This window comes from Kineococcus arenarius subsp. arenarius, from assembly GCF_050871845.1.
GTDB lineage: Bacteria > Actinomycetota > Actinomycetes > Actinomycetales > Kineococcaceae > Kineococcus.
Window position 1 is genome coordinate 1 of sequence record NZ_JBJLSE010000090.1, and the last position, 16,186, is coordinate 16,186.

At 78.3% G+C, this 16,186-nt stretch carries 14 protein-coding genes and 2 tRNA genes; 12 read left to right on the forward strand and 4 right to left on the reverse strand.

Annotated features, from left to right (window positions below; genetic code table 11):
• Positions 1–54: 54 nt before the first annotated feature.
• The 3 genes from ACRYM0_RS16820 to ACRYM0_RS16830 all read right to left on the reverse strand — a co-directional run bounded on the left by ACRYM0_RS16820 (position 55) and on the right by ACRYM0_RS16830 (position 1,641).
• Positions 55–669 (reverse strand): Lsr2 family DNA-binding protein, encoded by a 615-nt coding sequence (locus tag ACRYM0_RS16820; protein WP_432506960.1) that lies wholly within the window; start codon positions 667–669, stop codon positions 55–57.
• A 604-nt stretch (positions 670–1,273) separates the two neighbouring features.
• A tRNA-Arg gene (locus ACRYM0_RS16825) sits at positions 1,274–1,349 on the reverse strand.
• A 201-nt stretch (positions 1,350–1,550) separates the two neighbouring features.
• A tRNA-Ser gene (locus ACRYM0_RS16830) sits at positions 1,551–1,641 on the reverse strand.
• Between the two features lie 45 nt (positions 1,642–1,686).
• On the opposite strand from ACRYM0_RS16830, the gene ACRYM0_RS16835 reads away from it, so the two are divergent.
• The 8 genes from ACRYM0_RS16835 (at position 1,687) to ACRYM0_RS16870 (ending at position 8,740) form a co-directional block, all read left to right on the forward strand.
• Positions 1,687–3,663, forward strand: coding sequence for a penicillin-binding transpeptidase domain-containing protein (locus ACRYM0_RS16835; protein ID WP_432506961.1), 1,977 nt, complete (start codon positions 1,687–1,689; stop codon positions 3,661–3,663).
• Positions 3,664–4,001: 338 nt separating this feature from the next.
• Positions 4,002–5,150 (forward strand): septum site-determining protein Ssd, encoded by a 1,149-nt coding sequence (gene ssd / locus ACRYM0_RS16840; protein WP_432506962.1) that lies wholly within the window; start codon positions 4,002–4,004, stop codon positions 5,148–5,150.
• Positions 5,147–6,301, forward strand: coding sequence for a TadA family conjugal transfer-associated ATPase (locus ACRYM0_RS16845; protein ID WP_432506972.1), 1,155 nt, complete (start codon positions 5,147–5,149; stop codon positions 6,299–6,301). The genes ssd and ACRYM0_RS16845 overlap by 4 nt, the downstream gene beginning before the upstream one ends.
• Entirely contained in the window at positions 6,298–6,954 is a 657-nt protein-coding gene (locus tag ACRYM0_RS16850) for a hypothetical protein (RefSeq protein ID WP_432506963.1), read from the forward strand. Before ACRYM0_RS16845 ends, ACRYM0_RS16850 begins: the two co-directional genes overlap by 4 nt.
• Positions 6,951–7,562, forward strand: coding sequence for a type II secretion system F family protein (locus ACRYM0_RS16855; RefSeq protein ID WP_432506964.1), 612 nt, complete (start codon positions 6,951–6,953; stop codon positions 7,560–7,562). The genes ACRYM0_RS16850 and ACRYM0_RS16855 overlap by 4 nt, the downstream gene beginning before the upstream one ends.
• A 157-nt stretch (positions 7,563–7,719) precedes the next feature.
• On the forward strand, positions 7,720–7,974 hold the full coding sequence (locus tag ACRYM0_RS16860) for a DUF4244 domain-containing protein (RefSeq protein WP_432506965.1): 255 nt from the start codon (positions 7,720–7,722) through the stop codon (positions 7,972–7,974).
• A gap of 29 nt (positions 7,975–8,003) precedes the next feature.
• The gene (locus ACRYM0_RS16865; protein WP_432506966.1) at positions 8,004–8,354 is read left to right on the forward strand and encodes a TadE family type IV pilus minor pilin; all 351 of its coding nucleotides are present in this window, start codon (positions 8,004–8,006) and stop codon (positions 8,352–8,354) included.
• The gene (locus ACRYM0_RS16870) at positions 8,351–8,740 is read left to right on the forward strand and encodes an Rv3654c family TadE-like protein (protein ID WP_432506967.1); all 390 of its coding nucleotides are present in this window, start codon (positions 8,351–8,353) and stop codon (positions 8,738–8,740) included. Before ACRYM0_RS16865 ends, ACRYM0_RS16870 begins: the two co-directional genes overlap by 4 nt.
• A 63-nt stretch (positions 8,741–8,803) precedes the next feature.
• Here ACRYM0_RS16870 and ACRYM0_RS16875 read toward each other — a convergent pair whose 3' ends face one another.
• A complete protein-coding gene (locus ACRYM0_RS16875; RefSeq protein ID WP_432506968.1) occupies positions 8,804–11,146 on the reverse strand; it encodes a DEAD/DEAH box helicase in 2,343 nt (780 codons plus the stop codon).
• A gap of 193 nt (positions 11,147–11,339) precedes the next feature.
• Here ACRYM0_RS16875 and ACRYM0_RS16880 point away from each other — a divergent pair, with 193 nt between their 5' ends.
• From ACRYM0_RS16880 to ACRYM0_RS16895, 4 genes are all read left to right on the forward strand, one after another.
• Positions 11,340–11,708, forward strand: a complete 369-nt coding sequence (locus tag ACRYM0_RS16880) for an STAS domain-containing protein (RefSeq protein WP_432497119.1) — start codon at positions 11,340–11,342, stop codon at positions 11,706–11,708.
• 7 nt (positions 11,709–11,715) lie between these two features.
• Entirely contained in the window at positions 11,716–12,138 is a 423-nt protein-coding gene (locus tag ACRYM0_RS16885) for an ATP-binding protein (RefSeq protein ID WP_432506969.1), read from the forward strand.
• A gap of 125 nt (positions 12,139–12,263) precedes the next feature.
• Positions 12,264–14,600 (forward strand): sodium-translocating pyrophosphatase, encoded by a 2,337-nt coding sequence (locus ACRYM0_RS16890; RefSeq protein ID WP_432506970.1) that lies wholly within the window; start codon positions 12,264–12,266, stop codon positions 14,598–14,600.
• A gap of 19 nt (positions 14,601–14,619) precedes the next feature.
• The gene (locus tag ACRYM0_RS16895; RefSeq protein ID WP_432506971.1) at positions 14,620–16,131 is read left to right on the forward strand and encodes a DUF7059 domain-containing protein; all 1,512 of its coding nucleotides are present in this window, start codon (positions 14,620–14,622) and stop codon (positions 16,129–16,131) included.
• Positions 16,132–16,186 lie beyond the last annotated feature (55 nt).

Genomic DNA, 16,186 nt, shown 5'->3' on the forward strand with positions numbered 1-16,186 from the left:
CAGGGGCGGGATCCTCCGGGATCCCGCCCCTGCGGCGTTCAGCGTGCGCGCTGCTCAGGAAGTGGCGGCGCGGAACTGGTCGATGATGCTCGAGGAGATCGGGCCGCGCGGGGCGACGGTGATGCCGTTCTCCGCCGCCCACTGGCGCACGGCGCGCGCGTCCACGGCCGCGGAAGCGGCGGGCGCCGACTTCTTCGCCGCGGGCGCGGGGGTGGACTTCTTGGCGGCGGGTGCCGACTTCTTCGAGGCCGCGGCGGACTTGCGGCCGGAGGCGCGCTTGGCCGGCGCCGGGGCCTCGGTCGCCTCGGGGGCGGTTTCGACCGGTGCGCTCTCCGCGTCGGCCTCGGTCACCTCGGGGGCGGGGGCCGCCGCCGCGGTCTTCTTCGAGGCGGTCTTCTTCGCCGCGCTCTTCTTCGCGGCGGGAGCGGCGGCCTTCTTCGCCGGGGCGGCCGGGGCGTCGGCGGCGGTGGTGCTCGCCAGGGCCGCCGGCAGGTCCTCCCACGCCACCGAGGTCGGGGCCTTGGAGGTCGAGGGGTTCCAGGAGACGCCGTTCGCGTTCACGGTGAACGTGCCGATCTTGCGGCCGTTCCGCTTCACGGGGATCTCGAGGTCGACGGCACCGACGGGCAGTTCGGTGGCCACCTTCAGGGCGACGTCGTGGTTTGCCATGCTGAGCTCCCGGGAGGAAGGGGGGTTGATTGATGCTGAACACCATGAAACCACAGTTCTCTTGGAGTTCGCGCACCGAGAGGGCATTCCTCGCAGCGAACGGGTGGGGTTCTCCGGGGAGTTCCCGGTCGGCTGTTCCGCACGTGTGCCGGGGAACCGGAGCGGCTGTGAACGGCATTGTTCCCGGGCGCTCCCGGCGGTGGTGCGGCCGGTGCCGGAACGGTCCGGTGGACCGTTCCGGCGCCGGCCCGTCTGGTGCGCGGAACGAGTTCGCGGCGGGTTCCTGAGGCGTTCGCGCCCGCCGGTGCGGAACCCGGTGGGGGTGGTGCCCGCGCCCGCCGCGCCCGCCGGTCCGGCCGGTCGGGATCGTCGGTCGCGGTCGCGGTCGTCGGGTCCCGTCGAGGGGCCCGGGCCGGCGGTGCGGGGGTGGGCGACCCGCGCGCGCCGCCGGTCGGGGGGCCGCGCGGCGGGGGGAGCGGGGGACGGGACCGGTGCGCCGGTGGGGGGCGAGGCTGGTGCGACCCGGTCCCGGACGAGGACCCCGCCCCGGACGACGAAGGGCGGGCCCTCCGGAGAGGACCCGCCCTGTGCGGCCTGGTGGCCGTGGTGCGCCCGAAGGGACTCGAACCCCTAACCTTCTGATCCGTAGTCAGATGCTCTATCCGTTGAGCTACGGGCGCCGGTGCCGCGTTGCCGCAGCAGCCGTGGACTACTGTAGCGGCCTCGCGCCCGGATGCCCAATCGGTTCTCGCGCAACGCTTCCGGGCCCCTGCTGCTCACCGGACCGCGGTGCTCCCCGTGGCGCGGGGCGTGATCGCGGGTGGTCGCCGGGTGGGACGGCGAAGGCCCCGCCCGCGGTGCGGACGGGGCCTTCGGGCCTGCGGAGGTGGCGGGATTTGAACCCGCGAGGGGGTTGTAGCCCCCAACCCGCTTAGCAGGCGGGCGCCATAGACCGGACTAGGCGACACCTCCAACGCCCAGAAGGCTACCAGCCGGCGCGTGCGAGCATCGAGGGCGATGAGCAGCGAGCCCACCCCCCAGCCCGGTCCCCCTCCCGGCCGGCGGCCCCGGCGGCGCGCCGTGGTCGCCGCGGGCGCGGCCGCGGCGACCGTCGTCGCGGCCACCGGCGCCGTCGTCTGGGCGCGAACGCGCGACGACGGCGCGGACGGTGCCCGCCGCCTCGCCGAGGAGGTCGCCGGCGACTGGTCCGCCGGGACCTGGCGGACCGAGCTCTTCACCGCCACCGGTGAGCTGCCCGCCGACCTGACCGCGGAGTACGCGCGCCTGGCCGGCGGGCTGGCGAGCGCGCCGCCCACCGTGACGGTGTCCTCGGTGGACACCGGACGGGCGGGGGAGGGCATTGCCGAGGCGGCCCTCGACGTCTCGTTCGACCTCGCCGCCGCCCACGGCGCCCCCGAGGGCAGCGTCCTGGCCTACACGACCACCCTGGGGGTGCGCCGCGGGGACGACGAGCGGTGGCGGGCGGTGTGGGAACCGGCGCTGGTGCACCCCGCCCTCGCCGACGGCTCCACCCTCTCGCTCGACCGCACCCAGCCGCCGCGCGCCGAGGTCCTGGGCCGCGACGGCAGCGCCGTCGTCGCCGAGACGCCCGTGGTGCAGGTCGGGGTGCAGCCGTCGCGCACCACGGACCCGGCCGCCACCGCCGCGGCGCTCGGTGAGCTGCTGGACGTGGACGCCGACGCCCTGGCCGAGCGGGTCCGGCAGGCGGACCCGGACGCCTTCGTCTCCGTCATCACCTTGCGCCGCACCGACTACGACGTGCAGCGCGACGCCCTGCAGGCCGTCCCGGGCGCCGTGTTCCGCGAGTCCACCCTGCCGCTGGCACCGACGCGGGAGTTCGCGCGCAGCCTGCTGGGCACCGTCGGGCAGGTCACCGCGGAGAAGGTCGAGTCCTCCGGCGGCCGCTACGCCGCCGGGGACCTCGCGGGCCTGTCCGGGCTGCAGGCCGACTACGACGAGCGCCTCGCCGGTCGCGTCGGCGTTGCCGTGCGCACCACCGGCGGCAGCGGGGAGCCGCAGGAGCTGCTCGTCGTCGAGCCCGTCCCCGGCGAGCCGGTGCGCACGAGCCTGGACGCGGCGCTGCAGCAGGAGGCCGACGACGTGCTGGCAGCGACGACGTCGCCGTCAGCGCTGGTGGCGCTGGACACCGCCACCGGGGAGGTGCTCGCCGTGGCCAGCTCCCCGGCCGACCAGGGCGACCTGGCCCTGACCGGGCGCTTCCCCCCGGGCTCCACGTTCAAGGTCGTCACGACCGTCGCCCTCCTGGCCGGGGGGCTGGACCCCGGCGAGACGGTGACGTGCGCGCCCACCTTCACCGTCGACGGCCGCTCGTTCCGCAACTTCGAGGGCGAGGCGTTCGGCGACGTGCCGTTCCGCACCGACTTCGCGCAGTCCTGCAACACGGCCTTCGCGAGCCTGAGCTCCCGGCTGGCGGACGCCGACCTGACCACCACCGCCGCGCAGCTCGGCGTCGGCGCCGAGTGGGCCACCGGTGTGGACGCCTTCGCCGGGGACGTGCCGGCCGCCGAGTCCGCGGTGGACCTGGCCGCGGCCAGCTTCGGCCAGGGCCGCACCCTGGTCAGCCCGCTGGCGATGGCGGTGGCCGCGTCGTCGGTGGCGGCCACGCAGCTGCGCCGCCCGGCGATCGTGCTGGACCCCGCGCCCCCGGAGCCGGCCGAGCCGGGCTCGACGGCCGACCCGGCGGTCCTGGCCACCGTCGGCGACCTGATGCGCGACGTCGTGACCTCCGGCACCGCCACCGTGCTGGCCGGGGTCCCCGGCGCACCTGTGCACGCCAAGACCGGCACGGCCGAGCACGGCACCGGCGACCCGTTGCCCACCCACGCGTGGACGATCGGCTACCAGGGCTCGCTGGCGTTCGCGGTGTTCGTCACCGACGGGTCCAGCGGCGGTGCGGTGGCGGCCCCCCTGGCGGCCGAGTTCCTGACCCGCGCGGCGGCCGTGCGGCCCTGAGCCGCTCGTCGCGGGCGCGGGGCCCCGCCCGCGGTGGCGGGTCGAGCAACACCCGTGTGGAGGAATTGCCAGCGGGGCTCCGATGAGGTCAAATGGTGAAGTGCGCCTCCGGGCGACATCGCGGGCCCGGCTCATCCCCCCCGAGCCGGACCGTGGACGGCCCCCGCTCCCCCCCAGCGGGGGCCGTCGTCTTTCCCCCTCCCGCGGCCACGGCGACACCGCCGTCTCCACAGCCGCAGCCCTCCCGCAGCGTCCACAGGCACCTGCGCGCCGGCCGGGACGGGCCGCACCGGGGCGCCACGGTGATCGCGACCACCGCGACCCGCCTGGAGGCCCCCGTGCCCGCTGCCCCCCGTCCGCACCACCGCGCTGCCGAGGACGGCCCCGCGCCCGGTGCGGCCCTGCTCGGCGCCGACGCCGACCTCACCGCCGCCGTGCTGCGCCTGGCCGAGGCGGCCGGCTGCACCGTGCTGCCCGAGCCGCCCACCGGGGCCGGCGGCGTCCCCGCCCGGGTGCCGCCGCTGCTGATGGTCGGGGCCGGCACCCCCGCCCACCGGGTCGCCGAGGCGCGGGCGCGCGGGGCCTCCGAGGTCGTCCTCGTCGGCCGCGCCCCCGTGGGCCCGCAGTGGTGGCGGCACGCCGCAGAGGTCGACGCCGACCACGCCGCGCTGCTGCCGGAGGCCGAGCCCTGGCTCGTGGACCGGCTGGTCGACGCGGCCGGCGGCCCCCGCCCCGAGGGCCGCGTCGTGGGGGTCGTGGGCGGTTGCGGCGGGGGCGGTGCCAGCGTCCTGGCCGCCGCCCTCGCCGCGGCCGCCGCACCGGCCGGGGACGTCCTGCTCCTGGACGCGGACCCGGCCTCCGGCGGCCTGGACCTGCTGGTGGGGGCCGACCAGCTGCCGGGGCTGCGCTGGGAGGACCTCGCCGGCGTCTCCGGGCGGTTGCGGCCGGACGTGCTGCGCTCGACGGTGCGCCTCGAGGACGGGCTGCACCTGCTCGCCGGGGACCGGCGCACCGGCAGCGGCCCGACCCCGGAGGCGCTCACCGCCGTCCTGCGCGCCGCCCGCAGCGCGTTCGCCACCACCGTCGTGGACCTGCCGCGCGGACGCCTGGGGACCTCGTGCGCCGACGTCCTGGGCGCGTGCGGGGAGGTGCTGGTCGTCGCGCCGGCCACCACCCGCGCCGCCGCCTCGGCCTGCTGCACCGTCGACGAGGTGCGCCGCCTCACCGGCGCCACCACCGCCGGCGGTGCCGCCCCCGAGGTCCGGCTCGTCCTGCGCGACGTCGGCGCCGGGACGGACGCGGAGGCCCTCGCCGACGTCGTCGGTGCGCCGCTGGCCGCCGTCCTGCGCGGCGAGCGGGACCTCGAGGCGTCCCTGGAGCGCGGCGAGGGCCTGCCCACCGGTCGCCGCAGCGCGGTGCGCGCCTTCGCGGCGCGGTGGGCGGCGGCCGGCGCCGAGGCCCCCGTCGCGGCGGTGCCGTCGTGGTGAGCGCGGCGGCCGGGCAGGAGCTGGCCGAGCGGGTGCGCTCCCGGCTGCGCGGGCCGGTGGAACCGGCGGCGGTGGCCGAGGCGGCCCGCGCCGAGGGCGTGGTCCTCGGGGCCGCCGCCCTGCTGCGCCTGGTCGACGACGTGCGCGCGCAGGTCAGCGGCGCGGGCCCGCTGCAGCCGCTGCTCGCGCTGGAGGGCGTCACCGACGTCCTCGTCAACGGCGGCGGGCGCGTGTGGGTGGACGACGGCCGCGGCCTGCGGCCCGCCGGCGTCGAGGTGGGTGGTGAGGAGCAGGTGCGGGCGCTCGCGGTGCGACTGGCGGCCGGCGCCGGGCGCCGGCTGGACGAGGCCAGCCCGTTCGTGGACGCCCGCCTCGCCGACGGCACCCGGCTGCACGCCGTGCTGCCGCCCCTGGCGCCCGACGGCACCTGCGTGAGCCTGCGCGTGCCCGCCCTGCGCCGCTGGCGGCTGGAGCAGCTGGCGGCCGCCGGCGGGGTGCCCGACGGCTGGCTGCCGGTGCTGCGCGCCGTCGTGGCCGCGCGCCTGTCCGTGCTCGTCAGCGGCGGCACCGGCACGGGCAAGACGACGCTGCTGCAGGCCCTGCTCGGCGAGGTCGACCCCGGTGAGCGGATCGTCCTCGTCGAGGACTCCGGGGAGCTGCGCCCCGACCACCCCCACGTGGTGCGCCTGGAGGCGCGCCACGAGAACGTCGAGGGCCGTGGCGGGGTGGGGCTGGACGTGCTGGTCCGCCAGGCGCTGCGGATGCGCCCCGACCGCCTCGTCGTCGGCGAGTGCCGCGGCGCGGAGGTGCGCGACCTGCTGGCCGCGCTCAACACCGGTCACGCCGGTGGTGCCGGCACCGTGCACGCCAACACCGCGGCCGACGTGGTGCCCCGGCTGCACGCCCTGGCCGCGGCCGCCGGCTCGGCGCCGGCAGCGGTCGACGCCCAGCTGCTGGCCGGTGTGGACGTGGTGCTGCACGTGGCGCGGCGCGGCGGCCGGCGCGGTCTGGCCGAGGTGGCGCTGGTGCGTCCCACGGCCACCGGCCGCGCCGGGGTGGTGCCGGCCCTGCAGCTGGACGACGGCGGTGCGGTGCGGTGCGGGCCCGGGTGGCCGCACCTCGCCGGGCGGCTGGGCCTGGACCTGCCGTGAGCGCCGCCGCAGCGGTCGCGGCCCTCGTGGGGGCCGCCGTCGCGGCCGGGCCCCGCGCGCCGGTGCGCAGCGACCCCCGCGGGCCCGGTCCCGCGCCCGCCCGCCCGCGTCGCGCCCGGCGCCGCCGCCCGCCTCCGGACGAGGACCTCCTGGTCGGCGCGCGGCTCGCCGAGCGCGTCGCGGCCCTGCTGCGCGCCGGCCTGACCCCCGCGCAGGCCTGGCGGTACGCCGAGGACGCACCTGCCGCGGGGGACGCCGGGGACGGGGCGCTCGGTGCCGGGGCGGGTGCGCGCCCCGGCCCCGCCCCGTCCGCGCCGGAGGGCGTGCGGGCGGTGTGGCGGCTCGTCGAGCGCACCGGGGCGCCGGCCGCGGAGGCGCTGGAGCAGTGCGCGGCGGCCGCGTGGGCCGAGGCCGACGCCCGCGCCGCGCTGCGGGCCGCCACCGCGGGGGCGCGGGTCAGCGCGCGCACCGTCTCGCTGCTGCCCCTGGCGGGGCTCGCCCTGGGGGCCGCCCTCGGCGCACCGCCCTGGGAGGCGCTGCTGGGCACCGGTGCCGGGCGCGCGTGCGCGCTCGCCGGGACGGCCCTGCTGCTGGGCGGCCGCTGGTGGAGCGCGCGCCTGGTGCGCGCCGCGACCGCGGTGGGCGGCTCGTGAGCCCTGCGACGGCCGGGGCGGCGGTCGCCCTGCTGCTCGCCGCCGCGCTGCTGCTCGCGGGCGGCTCCGGACGCCGCAGCGCGCAGCACGGCGACGACGCGTCCGCACGCACCCGCACCCCGCTGCGGGCGCGGGTGAGCGCCCCGGTGCGGCGGCTGCGCCCCCCGCCACCGCCGCCCGCGCCCGACCTCGCGGTGCTGCTGGAGCTGACCGCCGTGGCCGTCGGCGCCGGGCTCCCGCCGGGGCGGGCGCTGCGCGAGGCCGTGCAGGCCGCGCCCGGTGCCGTCCCCGCGGACCTGGCCCGGGTGTGCGCGCAGCTGGACGGCGGCGCCGACGCCGAGCGGGCCTGGCAGGGGGCGTCGCAGCGGTGGCGGCCGCTGGCGGACCCGCTGCTGCTGTCGGCGCGCACGGGGGCCTCCACGGCCTCCCTGCTCGTCTCCGCCGCCGCCCAGCACCGCGCCGAGCGCCGCCGCGCCGGTGCCGAGGCCGCCGCCCGCCTGGGCTCGCAGCTGGTGCTGCCGCTCGGGCTGTGCACGCTGCCCGCGTTCCTGCTGCTGGGCGTCGTCCCGGTGGTGCTCACCCTGGCCCGCGACGTCCTCGCCGGGTGAGGTGCCGCGCGCTCCACAACCGCCCGGCACCCCCCGGCCTCCACAACCGCCCCGCGGGCGGCGGTCGCGGCGCCGTCCCGGCGCACAGGGTGGTGCCGGGCCGGCGGGGTGCCGGCCCGGTAGGGCCGGCCTGGCGCCGGCGGTGAGGAGGACACGGGTGGACGAGCACGTGCGGGACGCGGGGTCGCGGCGGGGCGAGGCGCCGGGGCGGGGTGAGGCGCCGGGGCGGGGCGAGGTGCCGCGCCGGGAGGCGGCGGCCGGGACCGGGGACGAGGGGATGGCGACGGCCGAGTACGCGATGGCGACGCTGGCGGCGTGCGGCTTCGCCGGGCTCCTCATCGCGATCCTCAGCAGCGACGAGGTGCGCGGGCTGCTCCTGGGAGTGGTTCGCCAGGCGCTGGCTCTCGGGTGAGGGAGCGGCGCTCGCGCGAGGAGGGGTCGGTGGTCGCGGAGTTCGCCGTCGCGCTGCCGGCCGTCCTCCTGGTGCTCGCGCTGCTGCTGGGCGCCGCCCGGGCCGTCCTGGCCCAGGTGGGCTGCGTGGACGCCGCCCGGGCCGGGGCCCGCGCGGCCGCCCGCGGCGAGGTCGAGGCGGTGGTCCGGGCCACCGCCTCGGCCGCCGCCCCGGCGGGGGCCTCCGTCGACGTGCGGGTGGGCGCCGGGACGGTGCGGGTGGAGGTGCGTTCGGTGCAGCGCCTCGCCGGCCCCCTGGGCGGCGAGGTGCTGGCCCGCTCGGCGGCCACCGCCGCCGTCGAGGCGGCCGTCGCCGGAGGCGTCAGCGGTGCGGGCTCGTGAGCGCGCGCGGTGCGCCCCGGGACGGCGGCAGCGGCAGCGTCCTGCTGCTCGGCGTCGTGGCCGCGGCCCTGGCCCTGGCGGTGGCCGTGGCGGGCCTGGGCGCGGCCGTCGCGGCCGGGCACCGGGCGCGGGCGGCGGCGGACCTCGCGGCGCTCGCCGGGGCCGACGCCGCGCTGGGCCGGGCCGACGGCCCGGCCTGCGAGCGGGCGCAGCGGGTGCTGCGGGCCAACGGCGCCGCCGGCGGGTGCGCCGTCGCCGCCGACGGCTCGGTGCGGGTGGAGGCCGAGGTGGTGGTGGGCGGCCCGTTCGCCGCGCTGCTGGCCGGCACCCCGGCGCGGGCGGCGGCGCGCGCCGGCGCGGCCCCGGGCGGGGCGGTGCTCCCGTGACCACCCGCGCGGGGCGGGGCGGGGCGGGGCGGTGCGGTGCGGTGCGGTGCGGGTGCCGGGGGCTCAGGGTGCGCCGGCGTCCAGGGCGGTCACCACGACGTCGAGCACGGCGATCGCCCCGGCCTTGTCCAGCGGCTCGTTGCCGTTGCCGCACTTGGGCGACTGCACGCAGGCGGGGCAGCCGGCGGTGCAGCGGCAGGCGCGCACGGCGTCGCGGGTGGCGCCCAGCCACTCCCGCAGCCGCTGGTGGCCGCGGTCGCTGAACCCCGCCCCGCCGGGGACCGCGTCGTGCACGAACACGGTGGGCCGGCCGGTGTCCGAGTGCAGCGCCGTGGACAGCCCCCCCAGGTCCCAGCGGTCGCAGGTCGCCAGCAGCGGCAGCAGCCCGATCGCGGCGTGCTCGGCGGCGTGCAGCGCACCGGGCAGCCGCGCCGGCGCTGCGCCCACGGCGGTGTCCGCCTCGAGCGACCACCACGTGGCGCGGGTGCGCAGCCGGCGCTCGGGCAGGTCCAGCGGTTCCTCGCCGAGGACCTGCCCCGTGCCGACGCGGCGGCGCAGGAAGCCCGTCACCCGGCTGGTCACCTCCACCACCCCGCGGGACGCGGTGAGCGGGCCGTGCACGGCCTCCTCCTCGACGGCCAGCACCCGCACCTCGCTGCGGCTGCGGGCGTGGGTGGTGTGCTCGGGGGTCTCGGCGTGCACGAGCGCCACGCCGCCGGCCAGGTCCAGCTCGTCGACGACGTAGCTGCGGCCCTGGTGCACGTGGACGGCGCCGGCGTGCACCGAGGAGTCCGCCGCGCCGGCCTCCACGGTGCCCAGCACCCGCCCGGTGCGGGTCTCCACGACCCGCACGGTCCCGCCGGCGCCGCGCAGGTCGGTCAGGTCGCAGGCGCGTTCCGGCCGGGTCCAGAACCAGCCCCGCGCCCGCCGGCGCAGCATGCCGCGCGCCACCAGCAGGTCCAGCACGCCGGCCGCGGCCGGGCCGAACAGGTCCAGGTCGGCCTCGGTCAGCGGCAGCTCCTGCGCGGCCGCCGCCAGGTGCGGGGCCAGGACGTACGCGTTGGAGGGGTCCAGCACCGTGGCCTCCACGTCCACGCCGAACAGGGCCTCGGGGTGGTGCACGAGGTAGGTGTCCAGCGGGTCGTCGCGGGCGACGAAGACGCCCAGCGCCGGCCGGTCGCGGCGCCCGGCCCGGCCCAGCTGCTGGCGGAACGAGGCGCGGGTGCCGGGCCAGCCGGCGATGAGCACCGCGTCCAGGCCCGCCACGTCCACGCCCAGCTCCAGGGCGCGCGTGGAGGCCATGCCCAGCACGCGGCCCGAGCGCAGGCCCTCCTCCAGCTCGCGGCGCTCCTCCGGCAGGTAGCCGCCGCGGTAGGCGAGCACCGAGGTCGCCAGGTGCGGGGCGTCCTCCAGCAGGCGCCGGCGCGCCCCGGCGGCCACGGACTCCGCGCCCGCGCGGCTGCGCACGAACGCCAGGGTCCGCACGCCGCGCCGGACCAGGCCCGCCAGCAGGTCGGCGGTCTCCGCGGTCGCGGTGCGCTGCTCGCCGCCGGCGTCCTGCCCGGTGCCCTCACGGCGCGGCGGCTCCCACAGCGCCACCGACACCCGCGGGCGGGTGGAGGTGTCCTCGGTGACGGCCCCGACGTCCACGCCCGTCAGGCGCCGGGCGGTGGTGGCCGGCTCGGCGACGGTGGCGGAGGCGAGCACGAACACCGGCTCGGCGCCGTAGCGCGCGGCCAGCCGGCGCAGGCGGCGCAGCACCGCCGCCGCGTGCGAACCGAACACGCCCCGGTACGTGTGGCACTCGTCGACCACCACGAAGCGCAGCCGGCGCAGGAACGGCGCCCACCGCTCGTGGCCGGGCAGCAGCGAGCGGTGCAGCATGTCGACGTTCGTGAGGACCAGGGAGGCGTTGCGCCGCACCCAGCGGCGCACCTCCGGCGGGGTGTCCCCGTCGTAGGTGGCGGTGACCGGCCGGTCCAGGCCCAGCGCGCGCAAGCGGGCGTCCTGGTCGGCGGCCAGCGCCTTCGTGGGAGCCAGGTACAGGGCGGTGGCGCCGCGCCCGTCGGTGCCGTCGGCGGGCGGGCGGCGCAGCTCGGTGAGCAGCGGCAGCTGGAAGGCGAGCGACTTGCCCGACGCGGTGCCGGCGGCCAGGACCGTGGAGCGGCCCGCCCGCACGGCGTCGGCCGCCAGGACCTGGTGCCGCCAGGGCAGGCCCCCGGTGCCGCGCTCCAGCGCTGCGACGACCTCCGGGTCGGCCCAGGCGGGCCAGTCCGCGCGCTCTCCCGCCCGCGCCGGCAGGACCTCCACGTGCCGCAGCCGGCCGGTGCGCGCGCCCTCCCGCAGCAGGTCGTCCCAGGCGCCGGACGCCTGCCCGGGCACCCCGACGGGCAGCTCGGTGGACACCTCCCCGGGGGCCGTCCCGGCCTCCGGCGGGGACGGCCGACTCCGTCCTGCCGCCCGCGTCACCGCACCAGTGTCGCCCGCCGGCGGGGCGGGCCGGGACCGCTGAGCGCGCCCCTCACTCAGCGCGATGGTTCAATGCACGAGGGCGTGTCGCCCGGCACGTTCGACGCCAGCAGCAGCGAGGAGGGGTCCTGTGGACCTGTCGGTGACCAGCCGTGAGGAGAGCGGCCGGACCGTCGTCGAGGTGTCCGGTGAGATCGACGTCTACACCGCACCGACCTTGCGCGAGCGGCTCAACGAGCTCGTCGGCGCCGGCCACCACCACCTGGTGGTGGACATGGAGGGCGTGGAGTTCCTGGACTCCACGGGCCTGGGCGTCCTGGTCGGCGGCCTCAAGCGGGTCCGCTCGCACGACGGCTCCCTGCACCTGGTCTGCCAGCGCGAGAAGATCCTCAAGGTCTTCCGCATCACCGGCCTGACCAAGGTGTTCCCGATCCACGACACGGTCGCCGAGGCCATCGCCGCGTCGACCGCGGCCGATGAGGCCAACACGGCGTCCTGAGCGGATCGTGCCCACCGTCGACCTGCGCTTCACCCCGCTGCCCGAGCACGTCCGCACCGCCCGGCTCGTGGCGGTGTCGGTGGCCCGGCGCGCGGGGTTCGGCGAGGACCAGCTGGACGAGATCCGCATCGCGATCGGTGAGGCGTGCGCCCGTGCGGTCAGCGCCACCGACGCGGTCGCGGGTCGCGCCGGCCTCGTCGACATGCGCCTGAGCGACGACGAGGACCGGCTGGACGTGACGGTGCTGCGCTGCGGGGAGGACGGCTCGCCGCTGCCCGAGGAGGCGGCGACGGCCACCACCGAGGATCCGCTGTCGCTGGCGCTGATGACGGGCGCGGCCGGCAGCAGCGCCCCCGCGGTCGCCCCGGGCGGCGTGCGGCTGACCTGGGTCCGCGAGCGGGACGGCGCCGGCGCGCCCGCTCCCGCCTGAGCTCGAGGGGCCGAGGCGCCCGGTCCCGCGGGACCGGGCGCCTCGATTTGTGATCGCGTCACGTCGCACGTTCGGTGGGTCGGGTCCTACTCTGCGTGCAGGTCGCGGCACGACGAGGAGGACGGATGAACACGTCCGGTGGTCTTTCCAGCACTGCGCAGGGCATCGTCGCCGCCGTGGCGGTGGTGTCGGTCGCCGCGCTGGTCGCGGCGTGGGTGTTCCGCCGGCAGGTGCTGGCGGCCGGTGAGGGCACCGAGCGGATGCGCGCCATCGCCGGCGCCGTCCAGGCCGGGGCCGCCGCCTACCTGCGCCGGCAGTTCCGCACCCTGGCGTGGTTCGCCGTCGCCGTGGTCCTGCTGCTGCTGGCGCTGCCCGCGGACGGCTGGGACCTGCGCGCGGCCCGCAGCGTCGCCTTCCTCGTGGGGGCGCTGTTCTCCTCGGCGATCGGCTACCTCGGCATGTCGCTGGCGGTGCGCGCGAACGTGCGCGTGGCGGCCGCGGCCCGCGAGGGCGCCGGCGGGCGCGAGGCCGGCATGCGCCTGGCGTTCCGCACCGGCGGTGTCGTCGGGATGACGACCGTGGGCCTGGGCCTGCTGGGCGCCTCGGTGGCGGTGCTGGTGTACGAGGACGACGCCCCCACGGTGCTGGAGGGCTTCGGGTTCGGTGCGGCGCTGCTGGCGATGTTCATGCGCGTGGGCGGCGGCATCTTCACCAAGGCCGCCGACGTCGGCGCCGACCTGGTCGGGAAGATCGAGCAGGGCATCCCCGAGGACGACCCGCGCAACCCCGCCACCATCGCCGACAACGTCGGCGACAACGTCGGCGACTGCGCGGGCATGGCCGCGGACCTGTTCGAGTCGTACGCGGTGACGATCGTCGCCGCGGTCATCCTGGGCAGCACCGCGATCGGCGAGGAGGGCCTGGTCCTGCCGCTGCTGGTGCCGGCCATCGGTGCGATCACCGCGGCCCTGGGCGTGCTGCTGGTGCGGGCCAAGCCGGGCGTCAGCGGCCTGACGAGCATCCAGAACGGTTTCTACCTCTCGGCCGCAGTGGCGCTGGTGGGCACGGCGATCGCCTCCTTCGCGTACCTGCCGGCCACGTTCTCCGGCTTCGCCGGCGCGGACGCGTCGGTGGGGGTGCTGGAGGGCGACCCGCGGCTGGTGGCCCTCAGCGCCGTGTTCCTGGGGATCCTGCTGGCCGTCCTGATCCTGTGGATCACCGGCTACTACACGGGCACCGAGTCGCGCCCCACCCGCGACGTGGCGGGGGCGTCGCTGACCGGCCCGGCCACGGTCGTGCTCAGCGGCATCGGCCTGGGCCTGCAGTCGGCCGTGTACACGACCCTCGTCATCGCCGGCGCGGTGTACTTCGCGTTCCTGCTGGCCGGCGGGATCCTGGCGCTGGCGATGTTCCTCATCGCCCTGGCCGGGTGCGGGCTGCTGACGACCGTCGGGGTCATCGTGGCGATGGACACCTTCGGCCCGGTCAGCGACAACGCCCAGGGCATCGCGGAGATGAGCGGCGACGTCGACGAGGCCGGTGCCGCCGTCCTCACCGAGTTGGACGCGGTGGGCAACACCACCAAGGCCGTCACCAAGGGCATCGCGATCGCCACGGCGGTGCTGGCGGCGACCGCGCTGTTCGGCTCCTACCAGGAGGCGGTGAGCAGCCGCATCAACGAGGTCGTGGCGGGCATCGAGGCGCCCTCGCAGTACCTGCAGCGCACCATCGGGGACTTCTCCGTCTCCACGCCCACGACGCTGGTCGGGGTGCTGCTGGGCGCGGCGGTGGTGTTCCTGTTCTCCGGCCTGGCGGTGGACGCGGTGGGCCGCTCCGCCGGCGCCGTGGTGCTGGAGGTGCGCCGGCAGTTCGCCGAGCACCCCGGGATCATGGAGGGCACCGAGGAGCCCGACCACGGCCGGGTGGTGGACCTGTGCACCCGCGACGCGCTGCGCGAGCTGGCCACCCCGGGTCTGCTGGCGGCGTTCGCACCCATCGCGGTCGGCTTCGGCCTGGGCGTGGCGCCGCTGGCCGGTTTCCTGGGCGGGGCGATCGCCGCGGGCGTCCTCATGGCGGTGTTCCTGTCGAACTCCGGCGGGTCGTGGGACAACGCCAAGAAGCTCGTCGAGGACGGTCACCACGGCGGCAAGGGCTCCGAGGCGCACGCCGCCACGGTCATCGGCGACACCGTGGGCGACCCGTTCAAGGACACCGCCGGTCCGTCGATCAACCCGCTCATCAAGGTGATGAACCTGGTGGCGCTGCTGGTGGCGCCGGCCGTGGTCTCCCTCAGCCTGGGGGAGGGGGCGAACCCGTGGCTGCGCTACGGCATCGCCGCGGCGGCCACGGTCGTCATCGTGGTCGCGGTGGTGGCCAGCCGGAACCGGAAGGTGGACGCGGCCGCCCCCACGGGTGGCGTGGACGTGCCCGAGGAGCAGGGGCTGGACCTGGGCAAGTCGTGAGCGCTGGCACGATCGGGGCGTGAACCCCCTCGAACTGCTGTCCGGACTGCGCGAGGACCTCGCCGGCGCCGGGTACACCGTCGACGGCGTGGGCGAGCTCGTCGGGGACGTGGCCTCGGCCGCCCTGGACCGCGAGCAGCCGCTGCCGGCGCTGCGGGCGACGGAGGGTTCCCGCGAGCCGGCGGCGGTGCTGCTGCGCTGCTGCACGCTGGGCCGTGCGGTCACCCGCGGTGAGCTGGACGCGGCCCTGCCGCGCACCGGCACCGCGGGCGCGGTCGCGCTGGGCCTGGTGGCCGCGGCCGGTGAGCAGCCGGGCGACGAGGTGCGCCCGCTGGTGGACCTGCGCCCCTACGAGGTCGACGACGCCGCGGGCGCGGCGTCGTGGTGGCTGGTCAGCGACCTCGGCGAGCTGGCCACGGGCCAGGCGCTGCGCTCGGACCACGTGCTGGGCGTGGGCGGGGCGTCGCTGACGCTGGCCTCGGCGACGGTGCGCACGCCCGTGGACCGGGTGCTGGACGTGGGCACCGGCTGCGGCGTCCAGGCCCTGCACGCCTCCCGGCACGCGCGCCGGGTGGTGGCCACCGACACCTCCGAGCGGGCCCTGGACCTGGCGGCGGTGAACGCCGCCCTGAACGGGGTGCGCCTGGACCTGCGGCACGGCTCGCTGCTGGAGCCGGTCGCGCAGGGGGAGCGCTTCGACCTGGTGGTCTCCAACCCCCCGTTCGTCATCACCCCGCGCCGGCCGGGGGTGCCGCAGTACGAGTACCGCGACGGCGGCATGCCCGGGGACTCGCTGGTGGCGCGCCTGGTCGGCGGGGTCGGCGACGTGCTGGCGCCGGGCGGGGTGGCGCAGCTGCTGGGCAACTGGGAGCTGCGCGACGGCGAGCACTGGTCGCAGCGGCTGGAGGGGTGGCTGGAGGGCACCGGCCTGGACGCCTGGGTGGTGCAACGCGAGGTCGCCGACCCGGCCCTGTACGCCGAGACGTGGATCCGCGACGGCGGGCAGAAGCCCGGGCCGGTCTTCGACGAGCTGTACGCGGCGTGGCTGGACGACTTCGCCGCCCGCGGGGTCACCGGGGTGGGTTTCGGCGTGGTGACGCTGCGCCGCCCGTCCCGCGAGGGGGTGTCGCTGCGCCGCTTCGAGGAGGTGCTGTCCACCCTGAGCGACCCGCTGGGCGGGGTGCTCGCCGCCGGCCTGGCCGCGCACGACCGCCTGGTGGAGCTGGACGACGAGGCGCTGGCCGGCACGGCGCTGCGGGTGGCGCCGGACGTCACCGACGAGCGCCACCACGCCCCCGGGGACCCGGACCCGCGCGTGCTGCTGCTGCGCCAGGGCGGCGGGCTGCGCCGGGCGGTGCAGGCCGACGGGGACCTGGCGGGCCTGGTGGGGGCGTGCGACGGGGAGTTGACGGTGGGGCAGATCACCGCGGGTCTGGCGGTGCTGCTGGAGGAGGACGCGGCCGGGCTGCGCGCGCAGCTGCTGCCGCGCGTGCGCCGCCTCGTCGAGGACGGCCTGCTCCTGCTGCCCTGAGCGCGCCCCCGCCCCACCCCGCGGTGATCAAGGAAGTTGCAACTTCCTTGATCAC